The 24,138-nt window shown below is 64.1% G+C and carries 21 protein-coding genes and 1 tRNA gene; 9 read left to right on the top strand and 13 right to left on the bottom strand.

Going from position 1 to position 24,138, the window contains the following annotated elements; genetic code table 11:
- Positions 1–112: 112 nt before the first annotated feature.
- The 12 genes from H2O77_RS03310 to hemA form a co-directional block, all read right to left on the bottom strand.
- Entirely contained in the window at positions 113–1,495 is a 1,383-nt protein-coding gene (locus H2O77_RS03310) for a glutamine synthetase family protein (RefSeq protein ID WP_215823903.1), read from the bottom strand.
- A 73-nt stretch (positions 1,496–1,568) separates the two neighbouring features.
- Positions 1,569–2,633 carry a spermidine/putrescine ABC transporter substrate-binding protein gene (locus tag H2O77_RS03305; RefSeq protein WP_153635159.1) on the bottom strand — a complete coding sequence of 355 codons (1,065 nt, stop codon included), beginning with the start codon at positions 2,631–2,633 and terminating at the stop codon, positions 1,569–1,571.
- 69 nt (positions 2,634–2,702) lie between these two features.
- Complete coding sequence (locus H2O77_RS03300) at positions 2,703–3,767, bottom strand: spermidine/putrescine ABC transporter substrate-binding protein (protein WP_153635158.1); 1,065 nt, start codon at positions 3,765–3,767, stop codon at positions 2,703–2,705.
- 112 nt (positions 3,768–3,879) lie between these two features.
- A complete protein-coding gene (locus H2O77_RS03295; RefSeq protein ID WP_215823902.1) occupies positions 3,880–4,680 on the bottom strand; it encodes an ABC transporter permease in 801 nt (266 codons plus the stop codon).
- Positions 4,677–5,600, bottom strand: coding sequence for an ABC transporter permease (locus H2O77_RS03290; RefSeq protein ID WP_215823901.1), 924 nt, complete (start codon positions 5,598–5,600; stop codon positions 4,677–4,679). The genes H2O77_RS03295 and H2O77_RS03290 overlap by 4 nt, the downstream gene beginning before the upstream one ends.
- A gap of 2 nt (positions 5,601–5,602) precedes the next feature.
- On the bottom strand, positions 5,603–6,931 hold the full coding sequence (locus H2O77_RS03285; RefSeq protein WP_240548695.1) for an ABC transporter ATP-binding protein: 1,329 nt from the start codon (positions 6,929–6,931) through the stop codon (positions 5,603–5,605).
- A 75-nt stretch (positions 6,932–7,006) separates the two neighbouring features.
- Positions 7,007–8,344, bottom strand: a complete 1,338-nt coding sequence (locus tag H2O77_RS03280; protein ID WP_215823900.1) for an FAD-binding oxidoreductase — start codon at positions 8,342–8,344, stop codon at positions 7,007–7,009.
- A 298-nt stretch (positions 8,345–8,642) separates the two neighbouring features.
- The gene (moeB, locus tag H2O77_RS03275; protein WP_043335874.1) at positions 8,643–9,395 is read right to left on the bottom strand and encodes a molybdopterin-synthase adenylyltransferase MoeB; all 753 of its coding nucleotides are present in this window, start codon (positions 9,393–9,395) and stop codon (positions 8,643–8,645) included.
- A 75-nt stretch (positions 9,396–9,470) separates the two neighbouring features.
- The gene (locus H2O77_RS03270; protein ID WP_043335877.1) at positions 9,471–9,971 is read right to left on the bottom strand and encodes an Lrp/AsnC ligand binding domain-containing protein; all 501 of its coding nucleotides are present in this window, start codon (positions 9,969–9,971) and stop codon (positions 9,471–9,473) included.
- 287 nt (positions 9,972–10,258) lie between these two features.
- On the bottom strand, positions 10,259–11,107 hold the full coding sequence (gene prmC / locus H2O77_RS03265) for a peptide chain release factor N(5)-glutamine methyltransferase (protein ID WP_215823899.1): 849 nt from the start codon (positions 11,105–11,107) through the stop codon (positions 10,259–10,261).
- Between the two features lies 1 nt (position 11,108).
- Complete coding sequence (gene prfA, locus H2O77_RS03260) at positions 11,109–12,194, bottom strand: peptide chain release factor 1 (RefSeq protein ID WP_215823898.1); 1,086 nt, start codon at positions 12,192–12,194, stop codon at positions 11,109–11,111.
- On the bottom strand, positions 12,191–13,462 hold the full coding sequence (gene hemA / locus H2O77_RS03255; RefSeq protein WP_192838326.1) for a glutamyl-tRNA reductase: 1,272 nt from the start codon (positions 13,460–13,462) through the stop codon (positions 12,191–12,193). The genes prfA and hemA overlap by 4 nt, the downstream gene beginning before the upstream one ends.
- Before the next feature lie 598 nt (positions 13,463–14,060).
- Here hemA and H2O77_RS03250 point away from each other — a divergent pair.
- From H2O77_RS03250 to ychF, 8 genes are all read left to right on the top strand, one after another.
- Positions 14,061–15,827 (top strand): tetratricopeptide repeat protein, encoded by a 1,767-nt coding sequence (locus H2O77_RS03250; protein WP_215823897.1) that lies wholly within the window; start codon positions 14,061–14,063, stop codon positions 15,825–15,827.
- 122 nt (positions 15,828–15,949) lie between these two features.
- The gene (lolB, locus tag H2O77_RS03245; RefSeq protein WP_215823896.1) at positions 15,950–16,594 is read left to right on the top strand and encodes a lipoprotein insertase outer membrane protein LolB; all 645 of its coding nucleotides are present in this window, start codon (positions 15,950–15,952) and stop codon (positions 16,592–16,594) included.
- A 56-nt stretch (positions 16,595–16,650) separates the two neighbouring features.
- Entirely contained in the window at positions 16,651–17,523 is an 873-nt protein-coding gene (gene ispE, locus H2O77_RS03240) for a 4-(cytidine 5'-diphospho)-2-C-methyl-D-erythritol kinase (RefSeq protein WP_131431347.1), read from the top strand.
- Between the two features lie 29 nt (positions 17,524–17,552).
- Positions 17,553–17,627: transfer RNA gene (locus H2O77_RS03235), tRNA-Gln, on the top strand.
- 72 nt (positions 17,628–17,699) lie between these two features.
- Positions 17,700–18,641: a ribose-phosphate pyrophosphokinase gene (locus tag H2O77_RS03230; protein ID WP_172978614.1), complete on the top strand. Its 942-nt coding sequence runs from the start codon at positions 17,700–17,702 to the stop codon at positions 18,639–18,641.
- Between the two features lie 179 nt (positions 18,642–18,820).
- Positions 18,821–19,456, top strand: coding sequence for a 50S ribosomal protein L25/general stress protein Ctc (locus H2O77_RS03225; RefSeq protein WP_043335898.1), 636 nt, complete (start codon positions 18,821–18,823; stop codon positions 19,454–19,456).
- A 29-nt stretch (positions 19,457–19,485) separates the two neighbouring features.
- A complete protein-coding gene (gene pth / locus H2O77_RS03220; protein WP_043335900.1) occupies positions 19,486–20,070 on the top strand; it encodes an aminoacyl-tRNA hydrolase in 585 nt (194 codons plus the stop codon).
- Positions 20,071–20,368: 298 nt separating this feature from the next.
- Positions 20,369–21,460, top strand: a complete 1,092-nt coding sequence (gene ychF, locus H2O77_RS03215; protein ID WP_215823895.1) for a redox-regulated ATPase YchF — start codon at positions 20,369–20,371, stop codon at positions 21,458–21,460.
- Positions 21,461–21,645: 185 nt separating this feature from the next.
- Here ychF and H2O77_RS03210 read toward each other — a convergent pair whose 3' ends face one another.
- The gene (locus H2O77_RS03210) at positions 21,646–22,596 is read right to left on the bottom strand and encodes a LysR substrate-binding domain-containing protein (RefSeq protein ID WP_215823894.1); all 951 of its coding nucleotides are present in this window, start codon (positions 22,594–22,596) and stop codon (positions 21,646–21,648) included.
- Positions 22,597–22,790: 194 nt separating this feature from the next.
- On the opposite strand from H2O77_RS03210, the gene H2O77_RS03205 reads away from it, so the two are divergent.
- The gene (locus tag H2O77_RS03205; RefSeq protein ID WP_215823893.1) at positions 22,791–24,125 is read left to right on the top strand and encodes an FAD-dependent oxidoreductase; all 1,335 of its coding nucleotides are present in this window, start codon (positions 22,791–22,793) and stop codon (positions 24,123–24,125) included.
- Positions 24,126–24,138: the final 13 nt, after the last annotated feature.

Below are 24,138 nucleotides of genomic sequence, written 5' to 3'. Positions count from 1 at the left end.
ACCTGAAACGCCGAGAGGCCGTGACGACTGTCACGGCCTCTCGGCTCCCTCATGGGCTTGCCCCGCAGGGTGAGATACACAGTGCTAGACACACAGGACATGTCCCGAAGGGCTAGACACGCAGCAGCAGGTGCTCCCGCTCCCACGAGCTGATGACCTGGAAGTACTCACGATGCTCGGCGCGCTTGACGGCCAGATAGCTCTTCACGAAGCGCTCGCCGAGAATATCCGCCAACGGCTTGCAGGAGTGCAGCGCATTCAGCGCCGGCCCGATATCGTCCGGCAGGCTGTTACCCCCCTCCCAGGCAGAGCCCACGGCCGGCGGACGCGGCTCGATCTGCGCCATCATGCCCAGATAGCCGCAGGCCAGCGAGGCGGCCATCACCAGATAGGGATTGGCGTCGGCGCCGGCCAGGCGGTTCTCGACCCGCGTCCCCTCGGCATCTGACACCGGCACACGCAAGCCGACGGTGCGGTTGTCAAAGCCCCACTCCACGTTGATCGGTGCGGAGCCACTGGTCTCGCTGCGCATCAGGCGGCGATAGGAATTGACGTTGGGCGCGAAGAACGGCATCGCGGACGGCATGTAGGTCTGCAAGCCGCCGATGAAGTTGCGAAACAGGGTGCTGGCCCGCCCCTCATCATCCGCGAACAGGTTCCTGCCGGTCGAGACATCCACCAGGCTCTGATGGATATGCATCGAGCTGCCCGGCTGATAGGCCATCGGCTTGGCCATGAAGGTACCGTACATGCCGTGGCGCAATGCCGTCTCGCGCAGCGTGCGCTTGAACATCACGACCTGATCGGCCAGCGCCAGCGGGTCACCATGCTCGAAATTGACTTCCATCTGCCCGGCACCCTCTTCATGGATCAGGGTATCGAGATCCAGCCCCATGGCCTCGCAGTAGTCATACATCTCCTCGAAGAGCGGATCGAACTCATTGACCGCATCGATGGAATAGGACTGACGGCTGCTCTCCTGACGACCGCTGCGCCCGACGGGCGGCTCCAGCGGATAGTCGGAGTCCTTGTTGGTCTTGACGAGATAGAACTCGGCTTCGGGGGCCACCACCGGCTTCCAGCCGCGTGCGGCATACAGTGCCAGAACTCGCTTGAGCACATAGCGCGGCGACAGCTCCACCGGATCACCATTGAGGTAATAGCAGTCATGGATGATCTGCGCGGTGGGGTCTTCCGCCCATGGCACCAGATAGACGGCACTGGTATCCGGGATCAGCTGCATGTCCTGCTCGGCCGGATTCCAGAAGCGGCTGTCTTCATCATCCGGATACCCGCCGGTGACGGTCTGGATGAAGATGGAGTCCGGCAGGCGCGGCCGCCCACCATTGAGGTACTTGCGCGCCGGCATGATCTTGCCCTTGAGAATACCGGTCAGGTCGGTGACCAGACATTCCACCTCGGTGATGCCATGTGCCGTGAACCATTCCTGCAGCACGGCTTCGTCGTCTTCGCGACCAGCGGGTTCGTACTTCATGACACCTTCCTTGAACGCTACAGGGCAGGCCACGCGCTCGGCAGCCTGCTTCGATAGACCCGATTGCCAGCGCTCAGCGCGCCTTCACCTCGGACCACAGCTGCTGGAAGATCTGCAGCTGCTCGCCGGAGAGACTCGGTGAGAAACGCAGTCGCGCCATGTCCTCTTCGGAGGGCTGAATCGGTGGCTGAGTCAGCACCTCATCCAGATACGGCTCTGCCGCGGCATTGGGGCTGGCGTAGTAGTTGTAGTTGGAGAGCTGCGCGCCGACCCGGGCATCGAGAATGAAGTTGATGAAGGCATTCGCCAGCTCCGGGTGCGGCGCCCTTGCGGGAATCATCATCGAATCCACCCACTTCTCGGTGCCCTCTTCGGGGATGACGAACTTGATGTCAGAGAAGGAGTCCGGATTTTCCTCCCGGTAGAACACATAATCGCCATTGAATGAGAGCCCGGCATGCGTGACCTTGCGCGCCAGCTGCTGAAGCGCGGGCGTGCCGTCGGAGAAGCCGCTGAAATTGCCGCGATGCTTGGTCTCGATCAGCAACCTGGCGGCCTCGCGCCAGTCGTCGAGATCCGTGCAGTCATAGCCATGGCCGAGATAGGCGCAGGCGATGCCCATGCTGACCTGACCACCGGTCATCAAGCCGAACGGCCAGGCATCATTGACGGTCGGATCAAACACCATCGACCAGCTCTTGGGCGCTTCCTTGAAGGTGCTGGCGTTGTAGACAAGCCCGGTGACACCCCACTGATAGGGCGCGGCATAGTCGAGCCCCTCCCCCAGCACCGGATCACGGAACTGCTCGGCGAGATTGGCCAGATTCGGCACCTTGTCCTTGTCGAGCTTCTGCACCAGGCCCATCTCGATCAGGCGCGGTACGTAGTAGCTGGAGGGCACGATGATGTCGTACTGGGAGACACCCCCGGCATTCAACTTGGCGACCATTTCCGGCTGCGAGTTGTAGTAGTTCTCGACCACCTCGACGCCGAACTTCTCCTCGAAGGCGGTGATGATTTCCGGGTCCATGTACTGGGTCCAGTTGAAGAGATACAGTTTCCTGTCTTCGGCCTGGACGCCACCGGCCAGCAACAGGCTGGCGATGGCCGCAGCGAAACGCAGCGTGTCAGTTGTCATCGTGATGCTCCATGCGTGGCTTCGACTCAGACATCAATCAGAGCTCCCTCGATTCAGAGCTCCCTCGGTTCAGCGCGACTGCACCTCAGACCACAGTTGCTGAAATACCTGCAATTGCTGGCCGGAGAGACTCGGTGAGAAACGCAGGCGCGCCATGTCATCCTCAGAGGGCTGAATCGGTGGCTGAGTCAGCACCTCATCCAGATACGGCGCCGCGGCGGCGTTGGGGCTGGCGTAGTAGTTGTAGTTGGAGAGCTGCGCGCCGACCTTGGCATCCAGAATGAAGTTGATGAAGGCGTTCGCCAGCTCCGGGTGCGGTGCCTTGGCCGGAATCATCATCGAATCCACCCACTTCTCGGCACCTTCGTCAGGAATGACGAACTTGATGTCAGCGAAGGACTCCGGGTTTTCCTCCAGATAGAACAGGTAGTCGCCGTTGTAGGACAACGCGCCATGGGTGACCTTGCGCGCCAGCTGCTGAAGCGCCGGCGTGCCATCGGAGAAGCCGCTGAAGTTGTCGCGGTGCTTGGTCTCGATCAGTAGCCTGGCGGCTTCGCGCCAGTCATCCAGGTCGGTGCAGTCGTAGCCGTGTCCCAGATAGGCACAGGCAGACCCCATGCTGACCTGGCCGTCACCCATCAGGCTGAAGGGGTAATCGCCATTGACGGCGGGATCAAACAGCAAGGACCAGCTCTTGGGAGCGTCCTTGAAGGTACTGGCGTTGTAGACCAGCCCCGTCACGCCCCATTGATACGGGGCGGTATATTCAGCACCCGGATCGAAATTCGGGTCACTGAACTGCTCGGCGACATTGGTCAGATTCGGCACCTTGGCCTTGTCGATCTTCTGCACCAGGCCGGTTTCGATCAGACGCGGCACGTAATAGTTGGACGGCACGATGATGTCGTACTGGGAGACGCCGCCCGCGTTGAGCTTGGCCAGCATCTCCGGCAGCGAGTTGTAGTAGTTCTCGACCACCTCGACGCCGAACTTCTCCTCGAAGGCGGTGATGATTTCCGGGTCCATGTACTGGGTCCAGTTGAAGAGATACAGCTTCTTGTCTTCGGCCTGGACGGCACCTGCCAGCAGCAGACTGCCGATGGCGACAGCGAAACGCAGCGTGTTGTTTGTCATTGTGATGCTCCGCTCAACGTGCTTGAGAAATGATGGGATGTGCGTGATGAATGATCAGGCCCGACGTCGGCAAGGACAGCAGTGTCAGACCGCCTGTGGATATTGCGTATGCTCACGACGCCGCGCGCCGGCGCGACAGCACCAGACTGATAAGCGCCGCCAGGGCGACCGCCGCCATCATCAACGTGGCGATGGCATTGATTTCAGGAGTCACGCCCTTGCGTATCGCGCTCCAGATGTAGATGGGCAAGGTGGCGCTCTCCGGTCCGGCGGTGAAGAAACTGATCACGAAATCATCCAGCGACAGCGTGAAGGAGAGCAGGAAGCCCGAGATCAATGCCGGCTTGAGTGTCGGCAACATGAAGAACTGCACGCGCTGCCGCGGTGTCGCGTAGAGGTCCTTGGCCGCCTCGAACAGCGTCGGGTCCAGCCCGACGAAGCGCGAGTAGACGATCAACGCCACGAACGGCACCTGGAAGGTGACGTGTGCAATGGTCATGGTGGCCAGTCCCGGCGACAGCAGACCGGTCAGCTCATTGATCTTGACGAAGAAGGTCATTTCCGAGATCCCGAACACGATGTCCGGCAGCACGATGGGCAGATAGATCAGCACGATCAGCCAGCCCAGCTTGCGGTGACGATGGCGATACATGCCATACCCGATCAGCGTGCCGATCATCAGCGCCAGCAATGACGACACCACCGCCAGCAGCAGCGAATTGCCCAGCGCCGACAGAATCGCGTCATTGCCCAGCAGGCGCCGATACCAGCGCAGCGACACGCCAGTGAAGCTGGCGGCACTGTTGGAGGCATTGAAGGAAAACAGCATCACCACGATCAGCGGCAGATACAGAAAACCGAGCGTCAGCCACCAGAACCCCCGCAATCCCTTGTGAAAGCTCCCGCGCTTCATATCACCACCTCTTCACCGCCGCCCAGCCGCTTGCCGATGCGGCGCATGGCGTAGAGACCAATGAAGGTCGCAATCAGCATCAGGATCGCGCCCGCCGCGCCCAGCGGCCAGTTGGCGCTGCCAGCGAACTGATTGGCGACCAGATTGCCCAGCATCATGCCCTTGCCACCGCCCAGCAGCTCCGGAATCACGTACATGCCGAAGGCCGGAATCGCCACCAGCACGACACCCGCCAACAGCCCCGACAGCGTCTGGGGGAAGACCGCGTGCCAGAAGGCCTTGAGCGGCGAGGCGTAGAGGTCCTGCGCCGCCTCCACCAGTGAAAGATTCAACTTCTCGAAGGCGGCGTACAGCGGCAGCACCATGAACGGCAGGAAGTTGTAGACCAGCCCCAAAGTGACCGCGAAATTGGACGGATAGAGCCCCATGTTGGGCGCGATCATGCCCATGGCTTCCGCCAGCTCCGCCAGCGGCGTGCCCGGCGCCAGCAGATTCATCCAGCCGAAGGTGCGAATGACCTGATTGGTCCAGGACGGTACGACTACCGCCAGCAGCATGATCGGCCGCCAGCGCTGGTCTGACTGCGAGATGTAATAGGCGATCGGATAGGCCACCAGCACCACCAGCACAGTGGAAAGCACGGTCTGCCACAGCGAGCGCCCCAGCGTCATCAGGTTGCCCGGGCTCCAGCCGAGAAAGCCCTGTCCGGCCAGCTGCTGAAACGAGGTCAATGACAACGGCATTTCCGGCAGCCCATAGGGGCCGTTGGTCATGAAGGCCACGCTCATCAGATAGAGACTGGGCAGCACCAGAAAGACGATGATCCACAGTGCACCGGGCGCGACCGTCAGCAACAGGTGGCGTGACTCGGCGACCACCGCGCGGCTGCGCGCAGTGGCCAGGGTTGCGTGATAGGCCATCGTCATTCCCCCAGCGTGATCAGGTCTTGCGCGGCGACCACCACATCGACCTGGTCGCCGACTTCCGGCAACTGGCCACCCCGGTTGTTGACCACCACCTGCACGCTGACACCCGCCACCTCGACGCGATATTCGGCGTGGCTGCCGCGGTAGAGTCGCTCCTGCACTCGGCCCGGCAAGTGGTTCTCCAGCACGTCGTGACGCTCGAACTCGCTGGCGGGTCGCCGGCGCAGGTCCAGCGTCTCGGGACGCAACAGCAGCAGACTGCCAGTGCCCGGCGCCTGTGCGGTCAGTACGCCCAGCGGCGTGGTCAGTCGGATGGCGTCACTGCGGCTGTCATCGCGAGCCGTGACGTCGAACAGATTGGCATGGCCCATGAAGCGCGCCACGAAGGCATTGGCCGGACGCTCGTAGATCTCACGCGGCGAGCCCACCTGCTGGAGGCTGCCGCTGTCGAGCACTGCAATGCGGTCCGACATCACCATCGCTTCCTGCTGATCATGGGTGACGAAGACGAAGGTCATGCCCAGGCACTTCTGCAGGCGCAGCAGCTCGATCTGGATCTGGCTGCGCAGGCCGGCATCCAGCGCCGACAGCGGCTCATCCAGCAGCAGCACATCCGGCTCGCAGACCAGCGCCCGCGCCAGCGCGATGCGCTGACGCTGACCACCGGAGAGCTGGTCGACCCGGCGATCGATCAGGCTGCCCAGCTTGATGAACTCCGCCATCTCGGCAACCCTGGCCTCGCGCTCCCGGGGGGCGACACCGCGCATCTTCAGGCCGAATGCCAGGTTGTCGCGCACCGACAGATGCGGAAACAGCGCATAGGACTGGAAGACCGTGTTGACGCTGCGCTGATGCGGCGGCACCTCGGTGACATCCCGTCCGCCGATCACCACCTGACCTTCATCCAGCGCCTCGAGACCGGCCAGAATCCGCAACAGTGTCGTCTTGCCACAGCCCGAAGGCCCCAGCAGCGTGAAGAACTCGCCGGGCTGGATGCTCAGGTCTACGCCATCCAGCGCCGCCACCTCATTGCCGAAGCGCTTGTGCAGCCCCTTGAGCTGGATGGAGGATGCCGCGCGTCGCGGCAGCGCGGGCTGATCCGCATTGGTGCCGTGGCTCTCGCCGACGCTCTCATTGACGGTATCGCCAAGGTTCTCACCGGCGTTATCGTCGAAGCTCTCACCGACATGCTCACTGACGCTCTCGCTGGCGTGCGTGCCGCCAGGCGCCCGCACGCCGGCAGGCTTTTTCGTCGTGTGCTGCTCGGGCGTACCAGCGTCCTTGCCATCCACCGCGCTCATCGCGCCTCCCTTGCGATTACTCACCAGTCGTTTCCAGCTCTTGGGCTGTCGGGGTGTTCAACAGTGTCAAATGTGCAGCACCTTCATCATGGCCTCGGCCTAGAGCCGATCACGCAACGTGTAGAAGCTGGTCGCCAGGACCAGCAGAGGAGTTCGCAGCCAGCGCCCGCCCACGAAGGGACGGTGCGGCATGGCGGCAAAGATATCGAAACGTTCTGCCTGACCGGCGATGGTCTCGGCGACCAGCTTGCCCGCCAATCCTGCAAGCGACATGCCATGTCCCGAGTAGCCCTGGGCGTAATAGACATTCGGCACGAGACGCCCGAAGTCCGGCGCGCGGTTCATGGTGATGGCCACGTCACCGCCCCAGCGGTAATCGATCGCCACGCCATCGAGCACCGGAAACAGGCGGCGAATCTTGCTGTCCATGCGCGCCTTGAGACCACGCGGCTCCTGACCGGTATAGCTCACCTCACCGCCATACAGCAGGCGCCTGTCGGCAGAAAGACTGTAGTAGTCGAGCACGAAGTTGGCATCGGAAAGCGCGTCATTCTGCGGCAGGACCTGCGCGACCTGAGCCTCGCTGAGCGGTTCGGTGGCGACGATGTAATTGGCGACACGCATGATGCGCTCTTCCAGCGAGGCGACGAGGCCATTGAGGTAGGCATTGGTGGCCACGACCACGAATTCGGCGCTCACGCAGCCATGCTCGGTATGGATACGAGCACGCCGTGAGGTGCCATCGAGTGTATCGCCGCTCTGGCCGTGGTCGAGCTGACGCACCCGGCTCTGTTCGCAGAGCGTGACGCCGGCCTGCTGGGCAGCTCGCGCAAGTCCGAGGGTATAGTTGAGCGGATGCAGATGACCGCCCTCACCATCATGCAACGCGCCCGGATAGGCGTCGGTGACGACCCGCTCGCGCAGCGCATCGCCCTGCAGCCACTGCAGCGCGTGATAGTCGTAATCGCGTGCCATGCGCGCCTGGAACTCCTGCAGTGCGCGCACATGACGCGGCTTGACCGCGGCATGCAGGTAGCCCTGGGTGAAATCGCAGGGAATCTGATGCCGGGCAACCAGCTCGGCGGTCAGGCGCACGGACTCGCGGCTCATCTCCCAGATGGCGCGTGCCTGCTCGCGCCCCAGCGCCTTCTCGACCGTCGCGATATCGGTGCCGAGCCCCGGCAGGATCTGGCCGCCACTGCGCCCGGAGGCCCCGAAACCGATAGTCTGCGCTTCCAGCAGAATGACCGAATAGCCACGCTCGGCGAGATGCAGCGCAGCGGAGCAGCCCGTGACACCGCCGCCGATCACGCAGACATCGGCACGCTGCTCACCAGCTAGAGGCGGGCATGGGTCAAGCGTCACACGCTGGCTGGCCTGGTAGTAGGAATACGAGCCAGCACACTCGCTCTGCGTGCCTGATCTGAAGCCGCCCATGCACCTCCTCATCCGCTCTTGTTGAGTTTATTCACCATCGACTGGAATATTTTCGATATTTACCACACGTTTCGCTCTAATGCTGCATGTTGATTGCGCTGCATGGGAGAAATCTTCAACACCCCACGGCATTGGCGCACCCTGGTGGTGCGCACACGCGGCATGCGCAGCGCCGGCCGCTCCACCACAACATGCGACAAAAAAGCCCCGCCAGCCAGAAAGGCTGCGGGGCTTTTTAAAGATATGCTGTCCTGAAGACATGCGACTTGGAGATATACCGTCGATTTGACCGGCTACATCATGACGCTTGACCACACACCTGGCAGCCGGGGTCGCGCTTGAGGCCCATGCGTCGCCATTCACCGCTCAGGCCATCGAAGGTGGCCAGGCCGCGATGCACGCTGCCGGCACCGCTGATCAGCTTGAGCGCCTCCAATGCCTGGAAGGCGCCGATGATGCCGACCAGCGGCGCGATGACACCACTTTCAGCGCAGGTCAGCTCTTCATCGCCCAGCTCATCCGGCGGGTACAGACAGCCATAACACGGCGCCTGTGGCTCACGGCGATCGAACACCGCCAGCTGGCCGGAGAAGCGTATCGCGGCGCCGGACACCAGCGGGGTGCCCGCTGCCACGCAGGCGGCGTTGATCGGGAAGCGTGAGCTGAAGCGATCAGTGCAATCGAGCACCACGTCTGCGGCGGCCACCTGCTCGGCCAGCGCCTCACCCTGCAGCCGCTCTGACAACGCGATCACCTCGGTATCAGGGTTGATCGCCAACAGCGAGGCGGCGAGTGATTGCGCCTTGGGCTGATCGATGTCGGCGTCACCATGGGCGATCTGGCGCTGCAGATTGGACAACTCGACGTGGTCATCATCGGCCACCACCAGGGTGCCGATGCCCGCGGCTGCCAGATAGAGCGCTGCCGGGCAGCCCAGGCCACCCGCCCCGATCACCAGAACCCGCGCCGCCAACAGGCGCTGCTGCCCGGCAATGTCGACCTGAGGGAGCAGGATCTGGCGCGAGTAGCGCAGCAATTGCGAATCTTGCATGGGAGAAAAGCCGCCTATCGGTAAATGAAGTGAGAAGCCATGAGCCCTGCCCAACAACAACAACAGGGCTTGCCATTACTTGGCATCCAGCTCCTCGATATCGGGCACATGCAGCGAGAACTGCTCCTTGACCTCTTCCATCACCACATAACTCTTGGATTCCTTGACGCCGGGCAGCGTCAGCACCACATCGCCGAGCAGCTGACGATAGGCGGACATTTCCGGAATCCGGCACTTGAGGATGTAGTCGAACTGACCGGAGACCAGATGACACTCCTGGATCTGCGGCAGCTTGGAGACGGCGCGGCGGAACTCATCGAACACCGACGGCGACTGCGTCTCGAGACTGATCTCGACGAAGACCAACAGATTGGCCTTGAGCGCCTTGGGGTCGAGCACCGCCTTGTAACCGCGGATGACGCCGGCGCGCTCGAGGCGTTTGACGCGCTCCAGGCACGGCGTGGTGGAAAGGCCGACTTCCGAGGCGAGGTCGACATAGGAGATACGGGCATTCTCTTGCAGGCAACGCAGAATCTTGAGGTCGATGCGGTCCAGAGAGCGTGATTTTGCTTTCATTGTAATAGTTTTCCCAGCAGGGTGACTTGCAGCAGGATCATCCGTGCTCCTGGCTTCCGTGCAGTCAGGCCGTCGGATAACAAGGGGGTTATCAGATGACCATGCCAATCATGCAGGTTCATTACTATCATACCCGGCCAACAGGGGATACGCCTTCACTGGCGGTACTGTGACGAGGATTCCACGCAGACTCCACTGAAAACGGTGGAATGCACTACAGGGGTGCCAAGCGCGAGGATGTCAGTGGGGACCACACACGGGCACCGCTATCCGGCGCCCGACGAGCATCAGGCCAGCTTGCCCAGCGTGATGCGTTCGCGCCCGCCCAGGTCTTCCAGGGTCTCGACGTCGACGAAGCCGCCGGCACGCAGTGCCTCGCGCACTTCATTGCCCTGGGTAAGGCCATGTTCCAGCATCAGGTGGCCGCCTGCGGCCAGGTGCTGCGGCGCAGTGGCGATCAGATGCAGGAAGTCCGCCAGCCCTGCCTCGGCCGCGACCAGCGCCGAGCGCGGCTCGAAGCGCACATCGCCCAGCGCGAGATGCGGATCATCATCGGCCAGATAAGGGGGGTTGGCGGTAATCAGCGCAAAGCCGCTCTCGGTAACGGCACTGAACCAGTCACTTTGGCGGAATTCGGCATTGGCGATCGCCAGACGCTCGGCATTGCCACGCGCAAGCTGCACGGCTTCCTCGATGAGATCGACCCCCAGCACCTGCCACTGCGGGCGATGACGCGCAAAGGCCAGCGCGATGGCACCGGTGCCGGTGCCGAGATCCAGCAGCTTGCCGCTGGTGGCCTCGGCCAGTTCCAGCGCGCACTCCACCATGACCTCGGTGTCCGGGCGCGGAATCAGTGTGGCCGGTGAACAGGCCAGCGTCAGGCCATAGAATTCACGCCGCCCGAGCAGATGCGCCACGGGATGGCCCTCGGCGCGACGCGCCAGCAGCGCCTCGAAACGTGCCACACCCTCGGCGCCGGCCTCACTCCCGAGATCACGATCGCCCCAGGTGTAGAACCAGGTGCGCTCTCGTCCCATTACCTCGCCCAGCAGCAGCTCGGCATCCAGACGCGGAGAATCGCTGCCCGCCTCGCTCAGACGGGCAGTCGCGGCTGCCAGGGTGACATCGATTCTCACCTTATTGCTCCTGCAGTGCGGTCAGCTGATCGGCCTGGTATTCCACCACCAGCGGCTCGATCACTTCGTCCAGCTGGCCGGCGATCACTTCATTGAGCTTGTAGAGCGTCAGGTTGATGCGGTGATCGGTCAGACGCCCCTGCGGGAAGTTGTAGGTACGGATACGCTCGGAGCGATCACCCGAGCCGACCAGCTTGCGACGGGCATCGGAGGTGGCCTGTGCCTGGGTATCCACCGCGGCCTGCTTGAGGCGCGCCGCCAGCAGTGACATGGCGCGCGCACGGTTCTTGTGCTGGCTGCGCTCGTCCTGACACTCCACCACCACGCCGGTGGGCAGGTGGGTGATGCGAATCGCGGAATCGGTAGTGTTGACGTGCTGACCACCGGCGCCGGAGCTGCGATAGGTGTCCACGCGCAGGTCGGCCGGATTGATGTCGACGTCACCGACTTCATCGGCCTCGGGCATCACCGCCACGGTGCAGGCCGAGGTATGGATTCGCCCCTGGGATTCGGTGGCGGGCACGCGCTGCACGCGGTGCGCGCCGGACTCGAACTTGAGGCGCGAGTAGACGCCCTCGCCCTTCACGCGGGCGATGACTTCCTTGAAGCCGCCGTGCTCGCCGTGGCTGGCGCTGACGGTCTCGACCTTCCAGCCCTTGAGCTCGGCGTAGCGCGAGTACATCTTGAACAGGTCGCCGGCGAACAGCGCCGCCTCATCACCGCCCGTGCCGGCGCGCACTTCGAGGAAGACGTTGGCACCATCATCCGGGTCGCGCGGAATCAGCAACTGGGTGATCTCGGCTTCCAGCGTCTCGAGCGCCGCCTCGGTCTCGCGGACTTCCTCTCGCGCCATGTCGCGCATCTCTGGATCACTGTCCTCCGCCATCGCCAGCGCGGCGTCACGGTCTTCGTTCAGGCCACGATGGCGGCGCCATGCCTCGATCAATGGCTCAAGCTCGGCATACTCCCGCGACAGGTCGCGGAACCTGGCCTGGTTCCCGATCACTTCGGGCTCCGACAACAGTGCGGAGATCTCCTCGAAGCGGTCATGGAAGGTGTCGAGCTTGGTGATGAGGCTGTCTTTCATGAAGGGTCCTGTGATGAATCAGCCGGCGCGAGCAGAAGCGTCTGGGCCGTCTGAAGAATATCCTGGCGATCGTCTCCCGAGGCCTGGCGCAGTGCCAGCGTCGGGTGATGCATGAAGCGATTGGCCAGCTGGCGTGCCAGCTGCGCGACCACTTCCTGGGGGTCGCGTCCCTGATCGAGCTCCGCCAGCGCCTGCGCCTCGCATTCGGCGCGCAGTTGCTCGCCATGGCTGCGGTAGCGCTTGATGACTTCGCCGCCACTGCGCACTCGCTTGAGGTGCAACCAGGCGTTGACGCCCTGGCGAATCAGCTCTTCTGCCTGGGCAGCGGCCAGCTCGCGATGGCGACGATTCTCATCGATCACTTCCTGCAGGTCATCGACCGTATAGAGGAAGACGTCGTCGAGGTCACCGACCTGCGGCTCGATATCGCGCGGCACGGCGATGTCGACCATGAACACCGGCTTGTAGCGGCGCTTCTTGAGCGCGCGTTCCACCATGCCCTTGCCGAGAATCGGCAGCTGGGAAGCGGTGGAGGCTATCACGATATCGGCATTCTCGAGGGCATGCGGAATGCCTTCCAGGCCGATGGCGCTCCCGCCCAGCTCATCGGCCAGACGCTCGGCGCGCGACACGGTGCGGTTGGCGATGCACAGGTTGGCGATGCCCGCTTCCTTGAGATGACGCGCGACGAGTTCGATGGTCTCGCCGGCACCGATCAACAAGGCATTGGCCCGCGAGAAATCATCGAAGATGTGGCTGGCCATGCTGACGGCGGCGTAGGCCACCGAGACGGGGTTCTCGCCGATACCGGTCTCGGTACGTACCTGCTTGGCGACCTGGAAGATATGCTGGAAGAGCTGCTCGAGCTCACCGCCCAGCCCCACCGAGTTGCGCGCAAATTGATAGGCGTCCTTGAGCTGGCCCAGAATCTGCGGCTCGCCCAGTACCATCGAGTCCAGCCCCACCGCGACACGGATCAGATGGCGTACCGCCTCTTCTCCCAGGTGCTGATAGCTGCAACGCGACAGCTCCTCCACCGGCAGGCGGTGAAAACGCCCCAGCCACTCGAGCACCGACTTGGCGCCATCACTGGTCACGCAGTAGAGCTCGGTACGGTTGCAGGTCGACAGCACCGCCGCTTCGGAGACCGCCGGCAGGCGCTTCAATTCGCCCAGCGCGGCATCGAGCTGCGCAGGCGTGAAAGCAACGCGCTCGCGCACGTCAACGGCGGCGGTGCGGTGATTGATGCCAAGGGCAAGAAGGGTCATGGAGTCAGTCGTCAGGGTCTGGCCGGCAGGAATCGGCGTCAATGTCAGGCGGCTCTCGGTGCTGGCCTGCCGCGAGGCCAAGGCCAGGACAGCAGGTAATCCGCGCAGGCTCGGTGCCTTTACACCTGTCGACTCAATGGGGACAAAGGCGGCTGACATAAAGGCACACAGGACTGCCGAAGCGGCTGAGATCGTAATATTAGCGCGCTCATTCTACCACAGCGTCTGGACCACGCGACCCCGCAGCATGTCGCAGCCGATGAGGATTTTCCATGATGCTGGCAGGCTATCGCTATCAGCCCGCGCGGCGTATCTGTCGGCATACGAGGCATCCGGTGGGTCATGCCACTTGCTTGCATCGGCAACGCTATCCCCGCTCGCCACCAGCCGTTATGCTGCAAGACACGACGCCTTCGTCAGCGCCACGCTGCGCGCATGACCCGGCCTGCGGCTCGACCGCCCCGTTCTCTCATCCTGCCCCCACTGACAAACGCGAGGTTGCATGCACGCTTCGACTGCCGCTGAACATAGCCCCCCGCACGCGCACGCCTGCCTTGATGCCCCCCGTCGCCCGCGCGCCGGGTGGAAGTCCTGCGTCGTGGGCGGATTGCTGCTGGGCTTGACCGGCTGTCAGTCGATGAGCGACTCCGCGCCCCTGATGGCGCAGCCCGACCCGCTGGCCACGGCGCCGCCCATCCAGCAGGGCCTGGATGCCGACAGCCTCAATCAGCTGCTGAGCGCCGAACTCGCCGGACAGCGCGGTGACTATCCCCGCGCCGCCAATGGCTATCTGGCCGCCAGCCGTCACTTCGATGACCCGGAACTGGCGCGACGCGCCGTGCTCGCGGCCCGTTTCGCCGACAACCCGGCCCTGCTGGAACGCGCCGCCGAACGCTGGCAGCAACTCGATGAGTCCGCCAGCGAGCCCGGCATCATCCGCGCCCGCCTGGCGGTCGAGCGAGGCGACTGGCAGGCCGCGCTCGAGCAGCGCCTGATGCTCACCGCCAGTGGCGGCAATGGCAATCTGGCGACCCTGGCCGAGCAGGCGATCGATGCCGGTGCCGAGCTCGAACCCCTGCTGGCGATGCTGGAGACGCATATCGCCCAGTATCCCGAGCAGCCGATGCCCGAGATTGCCGCGGCACTGTTCGAGGCAGCGCTGGGCGATGAGACAGCGGCGCGTGCACGCCTGGTGCGCCTGGAAAGCGCTCACGCCACATTGGCGGAGCTCTGGCTGGCGCGCAGCGAGATCGAACGCAGTGCGGGGCGTCTCGAGGCGGCGCGGCGCGCGGTGGCCCGAGGCCTTGAGATCGCTCCCGATGACAGCCGCCTGATCCTGAGCGCCGCGCAGACCGAACTGGCCAGCGGCGATCTGGACGCGGCACGCGAACGCATCGACAGCCTCGTCACCCGCCACCCCAACGCGCCACGCCTGCGCCTGGCGCTGGCCAGCCTCTATCTTGATGCCGATTCCCCCGAGGACGCCCATCGCCTGCTGCTGCCGCTGCTCGACGAAGACCCGGTGCCGGATGCCGCCTACGCCCTGCTGGGGCTGGCCGCCGAGTCCAGCGGCGACGTCGACAACGCCATCCTTTACTACCGTCAGGTGCCGGACGGCGAGCGCTACATTTCCAGCCGCGCCCGCGCCGCCCAGTTGCTGGTCGAACATGAGCGCACGGACGAGGCCCGTCAGTTCCTGGCCGTGGAACGCCTGCGCCATCCGCGTCATGCCATGACGCTGCTCAGCTTCGAGATCGACCTGCTCGACTCCCAGGAGGCGCATGCCGAGGCCGAGGCCCTGCTGAGCAGCAGCATCACCACGCGCCGCAAGGCGCTTGCGCAAGCCATCGCCACCCAGGAGACCGACACGCGCAACACGCTGGAAAGCGAGCTGGGCAGCCTGTTGTTCCTGCGCGGCATCCGCCGCCTGGAAGATGATCAGCTGGGCGGCATGGAAGAAGACCTGCGAGAAGTCATCGCGCTGGAACCCGACAACGCCAGAGCCTACAACGCGCTCGGCTACACCCTGCTGGTGGAGACGGACCGCCTCGAGGAAGCACTGGCCTTGATCGAGCGCGCCCATGCGCTGTCGCCCGACGACGCGGCCATTCTGGATAGCCTCGGCTGGGGCCGCTATCTGACCGACGACCTCGACAATGCGCTGGCACCGCTGGAAGCCGCCTGGGCCCAGCAGCAGGATGCCGAGATCGGCGCCCATCTCATCGAGGTGCTGTGGGCGCTGGGCCGCGAGGATGAAGCCCGTGGCCTGGCGGTAGAGCTGAGCGAGCGCTTTGAAGAAGCCAGCGAGCTCGAAGCCCTGTTCCAGCACATCCCCGAGCTGCGCCCGGTCGTCGACGCGCCCTGAAGGGCACTGCCACGCTACCCGGCACTTTCTGCCCACTGGCGAGTCCATTATCCTGACCCGTCAGTGAGTGGAGTCTCACTCACCGTCACTCATCTTCTCGCCATCCGGAAGGCCTTCGCGTCATGATCACTTCTCCCCTGCCACTCCCCCTGCTGAGCCAGGCACGCCGCCTGCTCGGGCCAGCCCTGCTGGCCATGACACTGGTACTCAGCGGCTGCGCCAGCCAGATGGCCAGCGACAATGCCGGTGATCTGACGCGCAGCGACGGCGACTGGCAGCAACAGGACGCGCAACTTGCCGCCCTGACCCACTGGCAGCTGGCAGGCAAGGTCGGCATTCGCACCCCCGAGGAAGGCCATAGCGCCAACCTCGACTGGCAGCAGGACGGCGATGACTACCACATGCTGATCACCGGGCCGCTGGGCGCGGGGCGCACGACTCTGGTGCGTGACGCCGATGGTGTGCGCCTCTCCTCCTCCGAGGGGGACTTCGAGGCCCCGGATGCCGAGAGCCTGATGCTGGCGCAACTGGGCTGGTCATTGCCGCTGGGCGCCCTCGACAACTGGGTGCGCGGCGTACCGGCCGCTGGCGAGCATGACATCGAGACAGATCAACTTGGCTTCCCGACCACCCTCTACCAGGACGGCTGGGAAGTGGACTATCAGGATTGGACCCGCGCCGAAGGCCTGTGGCTGCCGCGCAAGATGAAGCTCTACTACGGCGACCTCACCGCCACGCTCATCGTCAACCAGTGGCAGGCGCTGTGATCGTGACACCTTCTCCTTCTTCCATGACGACCCCGACAGCCGCATCCGCATCGACCATGACTCTCACCCTGCCGGCACCGGCCAAGCTCAATCGCATGCTGCATATCACGGGCCAGCGCGCCGATGGCTATCACGAGCTGCAGACGCTGTTCCAGTTTCTCGAGCACGGCGACAGCCTCAGCTTCACGCTGCGCGACGATGAGGCCATCCGCCTCTCACCGCCTATTGAAGGCGTGCCCGAAGAGGCCAACCTGATCGTGCGCGCCGCGCGCCTGCTGCGAGAAGCCGCACACGCGCAGGGCAAGGTCGCGTCACCCACCGCATTGCCCGGTGTCGATATCACGCTGGAGAAAGTGCTGCCGATGGGTGGCGGCCTGGGGGGCGGCAGCAGCGACGCCGCCACGACCCTGCTGGCACTGGACAGACTCTGGGGGCTCGAGCTTGGCGAAGACGCCCTTGCCGAGCTCGGGCTGTCGCTCGGCGCGGATGTGCCGGTGTTCGTGCGTGGCTTCGCCGCCTGGGCCGAAGGCATCGGCGAACGCCTGGTGCCAGCCCCGCTGGACACCCCATGGTTCGTGGTGATCCACCCCGGTGTCGAGGTCGCGACACCCGCCGTGTTCGGCCACCCGCAATTGACACGTTCCAGCCTCGCGATTAGTATGGCGCGCGCACTGCAGGGGGGCCGCAACGACTGTGAAGTCGTGGTGCGCACTTTGTACCCGGCAGTCGCCGACGCCCTGGACTGGCTGGACCAGTTCGGCACCGCCAGACTGACGGGCACCGGCGCCTGTGTGTTCTGTGCGTTTGACGACGCACGACAGGCCAGCGAGGTGCTGGGTCGACTCGAACTCGAGCGCCCGATGTGGCACGCCTTCTCGGCACGCGGTTGCAATATCTCCCCTCTACATGCCGCTCTGGCTTCGGCCTGAGCACAGCAACTGGTTGAAGTGAACGTTGCTGGGGTATCGCCAAGTGGTAAGGCACCGGTTTCTGGTACCGACATTCCCAGGTTCGAATCCTGGTACCCCAGCCAATCCTGGCCGTTCCCGGTCAACCCGGAATTCTCCACTCCCGAGATCCCACAAGACTCCAAAGGTGGCTGCGCGTGTCAAAACTGATGGTATTCGCGGGGAATGCCAATCCCGCTCTCGCCCGCAAGGTAGCTGAAGCCCTCGATACCCGCCTGGGCCATGCAACCGTCGGTCAGTTCAGCGATGGCGAGATTGCGGTAGAAATCAACGAAAACGTTCGCGGCAAGGACGTCTTCATCATGCAGTCCACCTGCGCACCGACCAACGACAACCTGATGGAGCTGATCCTGATGGTGGACGCGTTGCGTCGTGCGTCTGCGGCGCGTATCACTGCGGTCGTTCCCTACTTCGGTTACGCCCGTCAGGACCGCCGCGTGCGCTCTGCTCGCGTGCCGATCTCGGCGAAGGTGGTCGCGGACATGATGGTCAAGGCTGGCGTCAATCGCGTCATGACCATGGACCTGCATGCCGATCAGATCCAGGGCTTCTTCGATGTGCCGGTGGACAACGTCTACGGCTCACCGATCCTGCTCGACGACATCGAACGTCAGAACTATGACAACCTGATCGTCGTCTCCCCGGATGTGGGCGGCGTGGTACGTGCCCGTGCCATCGCCAAGCAGCTCAACTGCGAGCTGGCCATCATCGACAAGCGTCGTCCCCAGGCCAACCAGGCCCAGGTGATGAACATCATCGGTGATATCAAGGACCGCACCTGCGTGCTGGTCGATGACATGATCGATACCGCCGGCACCCTGTGCAAGGCGGGCGAGGCACTCAAGGATCATGGCGCCAACCGCGTCGTGGCCTATGCGTCCCACGCGATCCTGTCTGGCCCGGCGGTCGACAACATCACCAACTCCGTCCTCGACGAAGTGGTGGTTGCCGACACCATCCCGCTGTCCGACGCCGCGCGTCGTTCCGGCAAGATCCGCCAGCTGACAGTCGCTGGCCTGATCGCCGAGGCGATCCGTCGCGTCAGCAATGAAGAATCCGTCAGCGCCATGTTCCACTGAGTCCTGTCGGCGGGCCCTGCTCGCCGCTGCTCGGGGAAGAGGCACTGACAACGGCAGATGATCCGTCATCTGCCGACAAGCGGCCGGCCCGGAAATCTCCGGGCCGGCCTCATGGATCCGGTAGCGCTCTGGTCGCGGGGGCTACCGGATTCTCATTAGACCCTTGAGGTATCTGCAAAATGAAACTGTTCAAACTGAATGCTGAAGTTCGTGAAGACCTGGGGAAAGGTGCGAGCCGCCGCCTGCGTCGTACGAACGACTTCGTGCCGGCCATCATCTACGGTGCCGACCAGGCCCCGACTCCGGTCATGATCGACAAGCCGAGCCTGTACAAGGCGGTTGACGATGAGGCGTTCTACTCCTCCATCATCACCCTGAATGTTGCGGGCAAGACCGAGAAAGTCGTCATCCGTGACCTGCAGCGTCACCCGTTCAAGCCGCTGCTGACTCACGTCGACTTCCTGCGCATCGATCCGACCCACAAACTGACCATGAACGTGCCGCTGCACATCACTGGTCAGGAAGCCTGTGTCGGTGTCAAGGACCAGGACGGCGTCCTGCACGTCCTGGCGACTGACGTCGAAATCAGCTGCCTGCCGGAAGCCCTGCCGGAATACCTGGAGCTGGACGTGTCCAAGCTGGAAGTTGGCCACACCCTGCACCTGTCCGACATCGCTCTGCCGGAAGGCGCCGAGTCCGTTGCCCTGTCCCACGGTGCCGATCACGACACCGCTGTGGTCAACGTCACTCGTCCGAACATCTCTGCTGACGCAGAAGATGCTGCTGAAGGCGAAGAAGCACCTGCTGCAGAATAACGCAGCCTGATCAAGGAGCCAGACAGCGCATGTCACGAGTGAAAGCGATCATCGGCCTCGGTAACCCGGGGAACGAATACGAAGACACCCGTCACAATGCCGGCGTCTGGCTCCTTGACGCTCTTGCGCGCCACGGTCACACCACGTTGCGTCCGGAACGCAAGTTCCATGGCCAATACGCGAAGGTCCACTTCGCCGGTCAGGATCTGCATTTGCTGTTCCCATCGACGTTCATGAATCGCAGCGGTCAGGCCGTGGCCGCATTGTGCAACTTCTACAAGCTCGCCCCGGATGAACTGCTCGTCGCCCACGATGAGCTGGACATCGACCCCGGCACCGCCCGCTACAAGCAGGGTGGCGGCCATGGCGGTCACAACGGGTTGCGCGACATCATCAGTGCACTGGGCAACGACAAGTCGTTCCATCGTGCCCGCATCGGCATCGGCCACCCCGGCAATGCCAAGCTGGTGACCAACTTCGTGCTCGGGCGTCCCGGCAAGGCTGAACGCCAGGCCATCGACGACGCCATCGACGAAGTGGTGATGACCCTCCCCGACGCCATCAGTGGCGAATGGGCACGGGCCATGAATCGCCTGCATTCCTTCAAGAGCTGAACCTCTGCATCACCCGGCATCACCCCTCTCCGAATTTCGGTGATTCGCTCAGCGCATCACCTCGCTTGCGTGCGCGCGTCTCGCCACGCGATCAGCAGCAAAAGGCATCATTTGCCGCGCGACATGCGCCCAATGGATGACCTCGGCGGCATGAGGCCTTACACTTCCCGCCTGTCTTCATTCCGTGCCTGCCCACTCGTTTCCCCGCATGCCCAGTGCCTGTGCACTCAGAGCCTGCTGGTCGAGACGACTGCCAGTGCCACGCCCCATTCGATACGTCACACCAGGATCTAGCGCCATGGGTTTCAATTGCGGCATCGTCGGCCTGCCGAACGTCGGCAAGTCCACTCTCTTCAATGCACTGACCAAGTCTGGCATTGACGCCGAGAACTTCCCCTTCTGCACCATCGAGCCGAACACCGGTATCGTGCCGATGCCTGACCCTCGCCTGAACGCGCTGGCCGAGATCGTCAAGCCGGAGAAGGTGATCCCGACCACCATGGAATTCGTCGACATCGCGGGTCTGGTCGCGGGCGCTTCCAAGGGCGAAGGTCTGGGCAACAAGTTCCTGGCCAACATCCGTGAGACCGACGCCATCGCGCACGTGGTGCGCTGCTTCGAGGATGACAACGTCATCCACGTCGCCAACCACGTCGACCCGGCCGCCGACATCGAGACCATCAACATCGAGCTGGCCCTGGCCGATCTCGACAGCGTCGAGCGCAGCATCCAGCGTCTGGCCCGCGTCGCCAAGGGCGGCGACAAGGAAGCCATCGCCACCAAGGCCGTGCTGGAACGCATCCAGCCGCACCTGGCCGAAGGCCAGCCGCTGCGCAGCTTCGGTCTCAGCGATGACGACCTGAAGATCGTGCGCGGCTTCGGCTTCCTGACCCTCAAGCCGACCATGTACATCGCCAACGTCAGCGAGGAAGGCTTCGAGAACAATCCCTACCTCGATATCGTGCGCGGCATTGCCGCCAACGAAGGCGCCAGCGTCGTGCCGGTGTGCAACAAGATCGAAGCCGAGATCGCCGAGCTGGACGAGGAAGAGCGCGAGATGTTCCTCGACGAACTGGGCATGGAAGAGCCGGGCCTGGACCGCGTCATCCGCGCCGGTTACGAGCTGCTGGGTCTGCAGACCTACTTCACCGCTGGCGTGAAGGAAGTGCGTGCCTGGACCGTCAAGATCGGCGCTACCGCACCGGAAGGCGCTGGTGTCATCCACACCGACTTCCAGAAAGGCTTCATCCGTGCCGAAGTCATCTCCTATGCCGACTTCATCGCCTACAAGGGCGAGCAAGGCGCCAAGGATGCCGGCAAATGGCGCCTGGAAGGCAAGGACTACATCCTCAAGGATGGCGACGTGGTGCACTACCGCTTCAATGTCTGATGGCTCACCGGTGCCCGGCGACGCCCGGGCCCAGCTGACGCCCTGACAGCCCGTCCTGACAGAACGGCCCTGATCTCTCACGAGGTCAGGGCCGTTCTGCGTTGTGGCGCGGGAAACTGCTCAAGCAGGGACACCGATCAAGCCATGGAGGTCTCAACCAGTGGAGACCTCAACCAGCGATGGACTCAGACCGTAGAGTGCTCTGCCAGCGGCACCTGCAGCCACTGCGCGGCCTGCCTGGCGAGCTGGTCCGCCAGCGACTGGGCCAGCCGCGAACGCCCCGCCTCGCGTCGCCACACGGCGCTCAGCACCAGCTCACCCGCCTGGGGCATCTGACGCGCGCTCAAGCCGCGCTCCGTAGTGGCGGCATGCGCCGTGAGCGCATCGACCACCGCCAGCCCCTCCCCCGCCTGAACCAGCGCCGCCGCCAGTGGATAGGTCTGCACACGCGTCACGATGCGCGGTGAAGATGGCAAAGCGCTTGAAGCTTCCTGCGCCACGCTCGCCAGCAGACCATCGAGTCGCCGCGCCAGCGGGTCGTGCGCTCCCAGCGCGATCAGGCGCTGACCGGCTAACTCCGCCACCGTCATCGGCGTCTGCTGACAGTCCTGTGCCCAATACCCTGCGGGCGCGAGCACCAGTAGCGGCATGCGCACCAACGGTCGCGTCATCAGCGCAGGATGCGTCGGCGCACTCAGCGTGAAGGCGATATCGACCTCATGCAGCAACAGGGCATCGACGATCTCGCGGGTATGCTGGGTCGCCAGCTCACAGCTGACCCGCGGCTGACGCCGGCGCCACTGACCCAGCGCCTGCGGCAGCAATTGCTGGGCGATGGCAGGCGTCGCCACCACCTTGAGCGTGCGCGCCTCGCCCTCACGCAAGCCATCGACCAGCCGTCTCACATCGTCCAGCTGACCGAGCATTCCCTGACTGGCCGCTTCCAGCTTGCGCGCCTCCTCGGTGGGATGAAGCTGCCCTGCACTGCGCGTGAACAGCGTGATGCCCCACTGGCGCTCGACCTGCTGCAGCGCCTTGCTCGCCGCTGGCTGGGAGATATGCAGCAACCGCGCCGCACCGGTCACGCTGCCGGCCTGCAGGACGGCGTGAAAGATCTCCAGGTCCCTGAGCCGCATGCGCTATCTCCCTGTCCGGTTGTCTAGAGGGCTTACTTGAGGGCGTACTTGAGGGCGCAATTGAGCGCCTGCGCATCAGATTACCCCATAACCTCGGGTTATGGCGCAGCACATCCTTTTCATTCGCCACTCACGCCAGCGACCGGCAAGCTCGAACACAACGCAACACGACCTTCACGACCCGGGAGCCCAGCATGCAACGCCACGTGACTCTCATCGGAGGCGGCGTGATCGGCCTCGCCAGTGCCCACGCCCTGGTACGCGCCGGCCACTGCGTGACCCTGATCGACGCCCATGCCGAGGTCGCCAGCGAGACCAGCCACGCCAATGGCGGCCAGCTGAGCTATCGCTATGTGGCGCCACTGGCCGATAGCGGCGTGCCCCGCCAGGCCATCAAGTGGCTTTTGGCAGGCAATGAGGCACCGCTGAAACTGCGCCCGAATCTGGACCCCGCACAATGGCGCTGGATGGCCCGCTTTGTGGCCGCCTGCAATCACCGCACCCATCAGGCCAGCGCAGCGCAAATGCTCTCGCTGGCCCTGCACAGCCAGGCGATCATGAGCGAGTGGCGCACTCGAGATGCGCTCGGCGACTTCGCCTGGCAGCAGCGCGGCAAGCTGGTGATCCATCGTGACCCGGTGGCGCTCGACAAGGCGGCCGCCGCGCGCGTCGCCCCGCAGGACCAGCAGGTGCTCGATGCGCGCCAATGCATCGCGCTGGAGCCCTCACTGGCCCATCAGCAAGCCCATCTGTCGGGCGGCATCTTCAGCGCCTCGGACGAGACGGCGGATTGCCATGCCTTCTGTCAGGCGCTGGAGCGCAAGCTGCAGGCCTCCAGGCGCTACACGCGCATCGCCAACACGCGCGTCGCCCCGCTGAGCGCACGCAACGGTCGCATCGCGCAGCTCGAGCTCAGACACCTTGATGGCCGCCGAGAATGCCATGCCGTCGAAGAGGTCGTCATCGCGGCCGGCAATCATGCCGCCGAGCTGGTGCGCCCACTGGGCATCCACCTGCCCCTGCAGCCGCTCAAGGGCTATAGCCTCACCCTGCCACTGGCAGCTGACACCCCGGAGACGGCCGCGCCGCGCATCAGCGTCACCGACTCGGCACGCAAGGTGGTCTACGCCGACCTGGAGTCGTCGGCATCGCGCCAGCTGCGCGTCGCGGCGATGGTGGATATCGGCCAGCGGGAACGCGACAGCTTCCACCCCGAACTGGATGAGCAGCGCATTGCCGCCCTGCGCAAGCTGGCCAGCGATACCTTCCCCGAAGCCGGCGATTTCGCGCAGGCCACTCCCTGGGCCGGGCTGCGCCCCAGTACGCCCAAGGGGCCGCCGATCCTCGGCCGTCCCCGGCAAGCGAACAGCCCGGACAATCTGTGGCTGAACGTCGGCCATGGCAGCCTGGGCTTCACGCTGGCCTGCGCCAGTGGCGACCTCATCGCACGCGCCATCTCGCGAGAGGCTCTCCCCAGCTCTCTCTCCGACAGCCTACCTGATGCCCTCGCTGCGCGGCCGGGACGCTAGTCTGATGAATTCC

The organism is Cobetia sp. 4B (assembly GCF_018831605.1).
Lineage (GTDB): Bacteria > Pseudomonadota > Gammaproteobacteria > Pseudomonadales > Halomonadaceae > Cobetia > Cobetia amphilecti.
This window is presented reverse-complemented; position numbering and strand designations above follow the sequence as displayed.